Origin of the sequence: Clostridium sp. CAG:43 (assembly GCF_000434655.1) — a bacterium.
GTDB lineage: Bacteria > Bacillota > Clostridia > Lachnospirales > Lachnospiraceae > Otoolea > Otoolea fessa.
Genome location: NZ_FR895087.1, coordinates 1 through 1363 on the forward strand (window position 1 = coordinate 1; position 1363 = coordinate 1363).

At 51.5% G+C, this 1363-nt stretch carries 2 protein-coding genes; both read right to left on the reverse strand.

The genetic code is table 11. The annotated features are described in order from the left end of the window. Positions 1 to 153: (d)CMP kinase (locus tag QVO97_RS06990; RefSeq protein ID WP_288189273.1), on the reverse strand; the 153-nt coding region annotated here is incomplete at its 3' end. A 23-nt stretch (positions 154 to 176) separates the two neighbouring features. Continuing rightward, positions 177 to 1363 (reverse strand): NAD(P)/FAD-dependent oxidoreductase (locus tag QVO97_RS06995; RefSeq protein ID WP_288189271.1); only part of this gene is annotated, 1187 nt, incomplete at its 5' end.

Consider the following 1363-nt stretch of genomic DNA (forward strand, 5'->3'; position numbering starts at 1 on the left):
GCTGTCGATGCCCTGGCGCAAAAAATACAATGCCATCGCCCGGTACATCGCCCCTGTATCAACATAAATATATCCATAATCTTCCGCCAGCTTCTTTGCCACTGTGCTCTTTCCAGCCCCGGCTGGTCCATCAATCGCTATATTAATCGGCATTTCGTTTCCCCTTTTTCATATCGTTATAATTCATGATTTTCCGCTGCGCTCCGTCCCGCCAGCATGCCGGTCGACCACGCAATTTGTAAGTTGTAGCCGCCGGTGACTGCATCGAGATCCAGCACTTCCCCTGCAAAATAAAGCCCTGGAAGCTTCTTCGACTCCATCGTGGATGGATTCACTTCTTTTACCGTCACACCGCCCTGGGTAATGATCGCCTCATTGAAACCTCGCAGCCCGGTCAGCGTCAGGGTAAAATGCTTTGTCACCTCCGCCAGCCGTCTCCGCTCTTCCTTCGTCACGGCGTTGACCTGCTTGTCCGGCTCAATGCCGCTGCGGCGAATTATGACTGGTATCAGTTTTGATGGGTACAGATGGTTCAGCGCATTTTTAAACTGTTTATTCTTCTCCGCCTCAAAATCGCGCAGAATCCGCGCATCGAGCTGTTCCATGGAAAGCGCCGGTTTCAGATCGATCATCAGAGTCAGCGGACCCTTTTTCAGTTTTTTCGCCGCATAACTGCTGGCACTCAAGAGTACCGGACCCGAAACGCCGTAATGGGTAAACAGCATCTCACCAAATTCACGGTAAACTTCTTTCTTTCCATTTAAAACAGCAGCTTCCACGTTCCGCAGGGAGAGTCCCTGCAGCTCCTTCACATCTTCCTTCGTCTCAAACGGAACAAGCGCCGGCGAAAGTTCCGTCACCTTGTGCCCTGCTGCCTCCGCAAACCGGTAACCATCGCCGGTTGAGCCGGTCGTCGGGTAGGACAAACCGCCCGTCGCCACGATCACTGCATCCGCAGCTATGTAGGAGTCCTTTTTCCCACGCTCGTTACCGCCCTGCGCCAGAATCACACCTTTTAATACACCATCCTCCAGCCACAGTTCCCGAACTCCCTGATTCAATTCTACTTTCACGCGCAGTTCCCGCAGCCGTCTTGCAAACGCCGATGTCACATCCGATGCCCGATCAGACACCGGAAAGACACGGTTGCCGCGCTCCACCTTAACATGACAGCCGTTCGCCTCCAGAAAATCCTTCATATCCTGGTTACTAAAACCGTAAAATGCACTGTATAAAAAGCGGCTGTTTGTCACAACACTGTCAAACAGACCTTCCATATCACAGTCATTCGTCACATTGCAGCGCCCTTTTCCCGTGATATAGATCTTTTTTCCCAGTTTCTCATTCTTTTCATAGATCGTTG